This is a genomic window from Microcoleus sp. w1-18aA5, from assembly GCF_036701705.1.
Taxonomy (GTDB): domain Bacteria; phylum Cyanobacteriota; class Cyanobacteriia; order Cyanobacteriales; family Microcoleaceae; genus Microcoleus.
Genome location: NZ_JAUPTE010000132.1, coordinates 1 through 8,827 on the forward strand (window position 1 = coordinate 1; position 8,827 = coordinate 8,827).

4 protein-coding genes are annotated in these 8,827 nt (G+C 49.0%); 1 reads left to right on the top strand and 3 read right to left on the bottom strand.

Annotation, left to right across the window (positions count from 1 at the left end):
* Positions 1-434: 434 nt before the first annotated feature.
* The 3 genes from Q5691_RS26870 to Q5691_RS26880 all read right to left on the bottom strand — a co-directional run bounded on the left by Q5691_RS26870 (position 435) and on the right by Q5691_RS26880 (position 6,013).
* Positions 435-1,697: an MFS transporter gene (locus Q5691_RS26870; RefSeq protein WP_333348205.1), complete on the bottom strand. Its 1,263-nt coding sequence runs from the start codon at positions 1,695-1,697 to the stop codon at positions 435-437.
* A 195-nt stretch (positions 1,698-1,892) separates the two neighbouring features.
* The gene (locus Q5691_RS26875) at positions 1,893-3,074 is read right to left on the bottom strand and encodes a PepSY-associated TM helix domain-containing protein (protein ID WP_333348208.1); all 1,182 of its coding nucleotides are present in this window, start codon (positions 3,072-3,074) and stop codon (positions 1,893-1,895) included.
* Between the two features lie 170 nt (positions 3,075-3,244).
* Positions 3,245-6,013, bottom strand: a complete 2,769-nt coding sequence (locus Q5691_RS26880) for a TonB-dependent receptor domain-containing protein (RefSeq protein ID WP_333348211.1) — start codon at positions 6,011-6,013, stop codon at positions 3,245-3,247.
* An 811-nt stretch (positions 6,014-6,824) separates the two neighbouring features.
* Between Q5691_RS26880 and Q5691_RS26885 the strand changes: the two genes are divergently transcribed.
* Positions 6,825-8,827 (top strand): fatty acyl-AMP ligase (locus Q5691_RS26885; RefSeq protein ID WP_333348214.1); only part of this gene is annotated, 2,003 nt, incomplete at its 3' end.

Genomic DNA, 8,827 nt, shown 5'->3' on the forward strand with positions numbered 1-8,827 from the left:
CTTAAGCTTCGGTGCGCCTACCTTAACGGATCAATATCCGTTTGATGCTCAAAAGCGCAAAACCGGGATGCTCCCAATCTATCTTCCTTTACCTCTGCTTGAATATCTGCGGAATGTGGGCTAAACAGTTACGACAACGCCACTCAACCTGGTTCGGCCCACGCAGGCGATCAGTCGCAGCTCTTTGCTCGCAAGGAATTGCGCCCTGTATGGCGATCGCGATCGGAAATTGAAGCTCACCTGAGTTCGCGCCAGAAACTATAGGAGAAGGAAGTTCGGCAACGGATTCTGTAACGGATTTTAGGAAGTTCGGCAACGGATTTTGTAACGGATGTAACGGATGTTAGGAAGTTCGGCAACGGATTCGCAAGGACGGATGTAACGGATGTAACGGATGTCAGGAAAAAGTTAAAAGACCTCTTTCCGTTTCCCCTTTAGGCATCGCGCAGCAGCCGGCAAGCATACCCACCGACTGCTACGAGCAATAAGCCCAGCGCGGAGATAGCGTATAACAAAGCCATCCCAGCACCGGCACCTGTCCCCAGAATTGGGCCGAAAATAGCTGCTAAAAAACCTCCCGGTTGCATGGCGGGTTCAAAGACGCGATCGGCAAGTGGGCCTGCGATCAATAAACCGATCGCAGACGCCAATTGCATGATGACTGCTCTGGTAGCAAAAACGCGCCCTTGTACTTCTGGTGCGACTTTCGCCAGCCAAATCGCCTCGTTGGAACTGCCGAGGATGGGGAAATTGAAAGACGAACAAAATTGAGCGGGAATCCAGATAGAAAGGGCCTGGCCGAAAGCAAAGACTATTTTACTCAAGCCCGCGCCTGCCATGCCGAGCAGAAAGCCCCGGATTCGGCGTTTGGGACCGCCCCAAATACTGACGATCGATGCTCCTAAAACGCCGCCGGCGCCGGCGGCTGAAAGGATAGTACCGAGGATTCTGGCATTGTTGCCGGTGCGTGCCAGTATCATCGGTGAGTAGAGGGCCGCGCCGATGTCGTGAGCGAACCAGAATAGCGAAACGGACACCAGCAAGGCAAGCAGGCTGGGACGCTGGACGATGTAGCGGAATCCGAAGCTGAGTTCTTGCCATAGGTCAAAGCGAGTCGGCTGGGGATTAGAGGCGATCGCGGGCTGTGGTATTTGGACACATACTAGGGTGGCGATCGCGATTGTAAAAGTTGCCAGGTCGATCGTAAAAATCCCGCCGGGCCCAATCGCAGAATAGAGAATCCCCGCCAGCGTCGGAGCGATAATACTGGCGCCGTAATTTGCCAAAAAACTTAAACTGCTAGCGCGGCTGTAATGCTTTTCTGGCATCATTGTGGCGATCGCTGCTGAGTAAGCTAACTGCTGAATTTGGTCAAAAATTCCGTTAATCGCAGCCGCTACATATATATGCCATAGTTGCAGGTTTTGGCTGAGATAAAGTAATAGGATAGCGAGAGTTAACAGAGCTGAAACTGCATCACCGATCGCCATCAAAAATTTTCGATTCCAGCGATCGACGAGAATGCCAGCAACCGGAGCAAGCAAGATGCGCGGCAATTGAGTAAAAAACATCAACAAAGCCAAAGCTGTCGCTTGACTGGTGGACTCCCAAATCCAAATAGTCAGCGCAAACGCGGACATAGCGCTGCCAATCATCGAAGCAGTTTGTCCGAGCCATAGTTGAATAAATTTTTTCATTAAATAAGCGATTGATAGGATTTAAAATTCAGAGGATAGGGGTTTTTAGGCAGGAGAATGACCGAAAGCATCCAGGATACAAGCCCCCGGATTCATCCGTGGGGTCAATGCTTCAATCTAAAATCTAAAATCTAAAATCTAAAATCTAAAATCTAAAATCGATTGACATCCGCATAAAACCGCACGTCCCTCTCATTAAAACCAAGGCCATTGCAGGCTAAGTGGAGATAATTCTTCATATTGCTGTCTCGCCTCCTTTCGGTAAAAATTCGCCAAATGCCGCTGCCGCCACATCAGTACACCCGTAACAAACAGTACGATCGCTGCTAATCCTGCGATCGCGTGTACCAGCCGCAAGTAAATTCCGCCATAGCTGCCAATATGTAGCGGATAAAGCGAGTTGAGAATTCGATTTGCTACAGAAGCTGAATTTACACTGTCAGCCTGCAATATTTCGCCACTGTATTGATCGAGATAAATTGTGCTAACCCCGTTTGGGTGCGACTCATTGGGAAATTTTTTCCGTACTTTAAAAATTGCTTCAGGCGTCAAAGGCAGAGAAATAAAAGTGGTTGTAGCTTCCGGCCAAACGGTATTAACTTGGTGTAATATTTCATCAAGATTTTGCCTAGAACTGCTAGAGTGGGGATGAGAAGCCAAGGCGGGCTGTGGCTTTTCATTGGTTAGCCAATACAAAGTCGATTCAACCTGCGCGTAAAAAATTATCGCTGTCCCTGTAGCGGAGATCAGTATGAGAAAAGCGACTGATACAATGCCCGAAACGTTATGTAAATCAAAGACAGTCCGCTGCCAGTGAGCTTTCCAATTAATAGAGAATCCACGAGCCAAATTGCGCCAACCACTCCACAATACTAAGCCCGTAAAAGTTAGTCCTAGCATTACTATACCGCAAATACCTACAACATGATGACCGAATTCTCCTCCCGCTAATTCTGCGTGTAACGTAAAAATAAAACCTGTAAAAGTTTCTTTCCAAATGCGCCCGCCCGTAATTTTTCCACTGTAAGGATTGACATAAACGCTAACTATTTCCTCACTCTTTGACAGCATAGAAATTTGGCAAACTTCCTTCGCTGAGCGCGGCAGCAAGATACTAAGAGCTTGATTTTGCGGATAAGTTTTTTCCACAATTTGCAGGACATTTTCCAGCGGTATCCGTTCGGCTTGAGGAATTACTTGCAGGAGTTGGGGATTGAAGAACCGCTCGATTTCGGGACCGAAAACCAGCAAGCTGCCCGTTAAAGCAATTACTGCTAGAAATATTCCTACTACCAACCCCAAATACAAGTGCAGTTTGAATGCGAGTTTGCGGAACTTCATCTCGAAATTTTTATCAAAGCCGTTAACTGTTCTCATTAAGGTAAAACCGATAGTCCGACAAGGAATTAAACCCCGCTTAGGACTGGCGGACTAGCGGGTGGGCACGAGGACTGACAGACTAACAGCTTAAATTGACACCAATGGGTTATTGGAGTGTCCCTACGGGGGATATTGAATCTACCTCATAAACCTGCAATCTGCTGTAATTACCAGTTAAGGCGGTAATTAACACTGAGAGTCAAACCTCTGCCTGCATAATTAGAGCTATCCGATCCAAATCCAGCTAAGTATTGGGAGATCACGGGAAAATATTGATTATTCAATAAATTCTCAACTTTGACTTGTAGCAGCCCAGAGCCAATTTTAACCGCGCTGACGTAATCCAATGTTAGATAGCTGCTAATCGGGCCGCCATCCGAGCCGTCTTTGAAGGCCTGATCGCGATTTCCAGAATATAATAACTGTAACCGATTGTTCCATCCCGGCAAAGTTTCATTTTGGAGATAAGCTGTTAGCTTGAGCGGTGGAATTCGGCTGCTATCGATGGCGATGTAACGGTTGTCCTCCTCATATTCGCCTTGAATATAAGTAGCAGTCCCCCCGATCGACCATGTTCGTCCAGGTTGCCAATCCACAGTCCCTTCTAAGCCGTAGATGCGTTCTGGGGCGCGGATGAGTTCCAGGCGGCCTGTGTTGCCAACTGGTTGAAAACTGACTCCAAGATCGGAGGTATTGTAAAAAGCGGCAAGCGACATTTGCACGGATTGCCACCCTCCTCGAATGCCAATTTCGTAGTTGTTGACTTTTTGCGGTTGAGTTACTTCTAACGAAGATTCAATTCCGACAAAATTGTCGGGGGGTTGGCGGAGGATGCGGCCGAAATCGGGAACTGAGAAACCTTGAGAAAAGTTGCCAAATACGTTGAAGGTGTCATTGATTTTATAGACAGCCCCTGTATTAAATAGGGTGGCGTTAAATTTGCGATCGCCTCCTTCGATCTGGCGATCGTTAAAAGTGGTATAATCATTGACGTTTAACCCGGCGCGTTCGTGACGTATCCCGCCACTTAGAATCACGATATCGTCAATATTCCATTCCAATTGACCGAAAAAGCCAAGGCTGTTGTAAGTGTAAGGAGGGACGAAAGGACGCTCGGAAATTTTCCGGTAAACCCGGCCGCCACTTGCGTCAAATCTCTCCGGGTCGTACAGGTCGAAACGCTGTCTGCTATCTTCAGTAACATAGTCAGAACCCCAAGTTAATCGAAGATTTTCGGCACGCGATAAAGGAGTGGTGATCGCCAGTCTACCTCCTATCTGTTCGCTCTCGGCTCGCGAACGAGTAACACCGACAAACGGCCCAAAGAAATCGGATGTGCGATAATCTGAAGGAACACCTACATTGGAATTGGTTCGATAGTAAATTTGACTTTGAAGGCTGCTGCCAAAAAGGTTTTGGTTGGTATAACTGAGGTTGAGCTGTGTACTTTTATTTCCCGGTGTTTCCCCGTCAATATCCAAATCTCCGGTTCGGATGGCGCGGGCTTTTTGCCGTCCTTCCTGGTCGTCCACACTAACGTCGGGAATCACATTGGGATCTTGGGTTTCCCGATAGTGATTGACAGTTAGTTGCAGCCGCTGTTCGGTATCCAAATCTACCCCGACTTTGCCCATCACGTTGAAGAGGGTGCTGCTGTCTCCGCCGAGTTCAAAAAAGGGAATGCGATCGCCTTTGGCATCGTAAAAAGCTCCACTTCTAGAGAGCGAGACAGTACCCGTCAGATCGACATTGCCCGATCGGCCAGAAATCGTCTGCTGAGCGTTAAAGCTTAGAGCATCATCCGTGTTTGTTAAACCGCTACCGACGCCCACTTCAGTAACAGCAGTTAGCCTTTCCTCAGTTGGCCGACGAGTAATAATATTAACCACGCCACCTGTAGCCTGAGCGCCGTAGATTGCGGTAGACCCCCGCACTACTTCAATGCGTTCGATCGCGCTGGGATCGATGTTTCTAAATTCTCTGCCAAAAGATTGAATATTGGTTGTTTGCGGCACGCCGTCAATCAGAACGGAAACGTCGCGACCCCGCAAAGTTTGTCCATAAGTTGCAGTAGTTTGAGTCGGGGGGGCGAAACCGGGAACCTGATTTGCCAGAGCTTCCCCGATATTTCTCGATGGCCCTACCTGCTGCTGAAGTTCTTCTGAGTCTATCACCGTTATAGAGCGAGGCACGTTTGTCACTCTTTCTGAGGTTCGTGTTGCAGTGACGACAATTTCAATCGGGTCTCTCCCCGCCTGTGGCGTCCCTGGTGGCTGTGCTGTAGGCGGTAAAGGTTCTCCGGGCGTTCCTGGCGGCTGCGCTGTAGGCGGTAAAGGTTCTCCGGGCGTTCCTGGCGGCTGTGCTGTAGGCGGTAAGGGTTCTCCGGGTATCTCTACCGGCTGCGCTGTAGGCGGTAAGGGTTCTCCGGGTATCTCTACCGCCTGCGCTGTCTGTGGGAATGGTGCTGCAGGTGCCCCCGGCCGCTGTGTTGTAGGAGCCGGTGCAGGCGGGCGAGCAGTCATCTGCGAGGTGGGTTTTAAACCCAGAATCAGACCCGCAGCGTTAGGAATCACCCGTGCCACTGGTTGACCCCTCTCGCCAATCACTTTGATTCGGATGCTGTTGTTATCTAAAGGAGTAACGGTGACAGAAGCAATTCCCGCAGCCGGTTTGTCTTGACGAAACTCATTTCCCCCCGGTAGTCGCAGTTGAGCGGTGATGGCATCAATTTGTAAAGTTTCGCCAAAGGTGGTGGTAAAGACTTGCAGGGGTCTTCCATCTTCAGTGTCTAGGATGATTTCAATGCCTTCTGACGTGGGGTTGAGGCGAACGCCCGTCACCTGCGCGATGTTGGAAGCGCACGCCGACTGAGCGACTACCGCCGACACGACTCCTGCCAGCCCAAGGCTACTTAGTAATTTCTGTGATCTCTTCATTACTCTTTAATCAACAATTAATGGAACTTCGGATATGTGGTTTGCGTTGCTTGCACAACAAAATGTGTGAGTGAGAGCGTTGCTGCTCTTCTCTGGCTCCTAAAACTGACCTGCGGAAGATCCGGCCCTGTTATCGGGCGCAGTTCGATCCGATTCTCCCGTCGCTAGTGGCATTTGTCTGGGAATACAGGAGGCGCGTGAGGGCGAAAGCCTCAGTCCGGTGGCGCTCTGGACGATCGCCCACTGTGGGCATTTTCCTCGGTTAAAGGAAGTAGTCGCTGGACGCTTAATGAGAAAGAGCCTTAATTAGATAACAGAGTACTTGCATCTGTCAAGAGTTAACTAATGAAAAATTATTGCATCTTGAGATAGGGGGTCTCACCCCTCTATATCCTTGAACACCACTTGCGTAGTATGGTTGATTGTGAGGGCTAGACAAACGATCGCCTAAAATGCTATGGCAAAAGTTAGAAAATATTGTCATATAGTTACGGAGACGAGTCAATAAATTCTCTCAACTACTCTTGATAATTAATATCATCTAGCATAGGATACTTAAAGTCGATAGCCGTAAAGCCCTTGAAGCTGATATCGAAGCTGGCTCGGACTGAAATCGCCCCGGAGCCTGCAGCCGAACAACGCGATCGACAACAAAACGTGAAAACAAGCGCTCATACCCGAATTGAAGACTCAAACGCGCTGATGGGAGACTCGTAACGCCCGACAACTGTTCACAGAAAGTCTATGTGGAAAGAATTTGGCGGAACTGGTTGGCGTACTGCAAACAAGATTTATTAGGTAAAAAGAATCGATGAGTGACGCAAGCATGAAGGGAAACCAACTCACCGAAAGTTGTACAAATTTAGTAGAACTCCTACAAAACAGAGCGTTACACCAACCAGAGCAGAAATATACTTTTCTGTTAGACGGAAAAACTGAAACCGCCAGTTTGACTTATCGAGAGTTAGATGCGATCGCCCGATCGCACGCCGCGCGACTTCAGACATTGGGAGTCAGTGGCGAACGAGCGTTACTGCTTTTCCCGCCAGGATTGGACTATCTCGCCGCCTTTTTCGGATGTTTGTACGCCAAAGTGATCGCAGTTCCCCTCTATCCGCCGAAGCTGAAACGGAATTTAGCGAAAATTAGTGCGATCGCCAAAGACGCAGGAGCAACAGTTGCGATCGCTCCCGCGCGACACCTGGAAAATTTAGAGCAGCTATGCGAACAAGCGCCGCAACTCAAAGCGATGCGTTGGCTGAGTGCAGAGGAGCTTTCCGATGACTGCGAAAAGTGGCAGCAGCCACCCATCCATCCCGACTCCGTGGCTTATCTTCAGTACACTTCCGGCTCAACCTCCACCCCCAAAGGCGTAATGGTGAGCCACGCCAACGTTTTGTACAACATCGAATACATTCACCGAGGCTTTGACCACGATTCCGAAAGCGTTGCCGTAACGTGGCTCCCACCCTTTCACGACATGGGGTTAATTGACGGATTGCTCAAACCTTTGTATCTGGGAATTCCCTCTTACTTCATGCCGCCAGCAGCTTTTATTCAGGACCCGATGTGCTGGTTGGAAGCGATTTCGCGCTACAAAGCTACCCACAGTGGCGGGCCAAATTTTGCTTACGACTTGTGTGCTAGCAAAATCAGCAAAATCTTGGGCGATGGTCAAAAAATGCTCGACTTGAGTAGTTGGCGCGTCGCCTATAACGGCGCAGAACCGATCCACAAAGAAACCCTAGAGAGATTTACCAAAGCTTTTGAGCCCTGCGGTTTTCACGCCGATGCCTTTTGTCCTGCTTACGGAATGGCAGAAACTACGCTAAAAATTGCCACGGTTCGCAGCGGAATAACACCGACTTTCTTAGCTGTTGATGCTGGGGCGCTGGAAAATAATCAGATTGTAGAAGTTTTGGAAGGCGAGGGGGGTGCGAGAACTTTAGTCGGCTGCGGTTTCCCTGAATTTGGCACTAAAGTTGCGATCGTCAATCCCGAAACTCTGACACAATGCCAGCCGCAAGAAGTCGGAGAAATTTGGGTAGCTGGCGAAACAGTGGCGCGAGGCTATTGGAATCGCCCAGAAGAGACAGAAAAAACCTTTCAAGCATATCTTTCAGATACCAGCGAAGGGCCCTTTTTGCGAACTGGAGATTTAGGCTTTTTACGCGATCGAGAACTGTTTATTACAGGGCGACTCAAAGATTTGATTATCATCCGAGGTCGCAATATTTACCCCCAAGATATAGAAAAAACAGCAGAGCGCAGCCATCCCAGTTTGCGGCCGGGGGCGATCGCGGCATTCTCGGTGGAAGTCGCAGGCGAAGAACAGCTCGTTATCCTGCCAGAATTACAATCTCGCAAAGCGCCGGATAATGCCGAGGAAATTATCAGCGCCATCCGAACCCGCATTGCTCAAGAATATGAAGTCCAAGTTTATGGAGTAGTGCTGATTAAGCCGGGAAGCATTCCGAAAACCACCAGCGGTAAAATTCAACGTCGCGCCGCCTATGCTGACTTTCTAGCTGACAATTTGGAAGTTGTCGCCAGTAGCATTTTAGAGTTAGCTGATTTGGTGGAAATCGACGATCGACTCACCCGAGAAATTCTGCTGACAGCAGAGTTAGAAGAACGGCAGTCGCTGCTTGAAACTTACCTTTGGCAGCAGGTAAACCGCCGGGGAATTCATTCCCCTGCTAATAGCCAAAGTCTGCTAAAACTGATATCTTGCACCATTGTCAAGAACGGGCAAGATGCCCGTTCCACAAAGAATGAGTTTTCTTGTGGAACAGGCATCTTGCCTGTTCCTAA

What these genes read in the sequence shown, in the direction of transcription:
- Q5691_RS26875 (WP_333348208.1), bottom strand. Translation starts at nt 3,074, where the DNA reads ATGAGAACAGTTAACGGCTTTGATAAAAATTTCGAGATGAAGTTCCGC.
- Q5691_RS26870 (WP_333348205.1), bottom strand. Translation starts at nt 1,697, where the DNA reads ATGAAAAAATTTATTCAACTATGGCTCGGACAAACTGCTTCGATGATT.
- Q5691_RS26880 (WP_333348211.1), bottom strand. Translation starts at nt 6,013, where the DNA reads ATGAAGAGATCACAGAAATTACTAAGTAGCCTTGGGCTGGCAGGAGTC.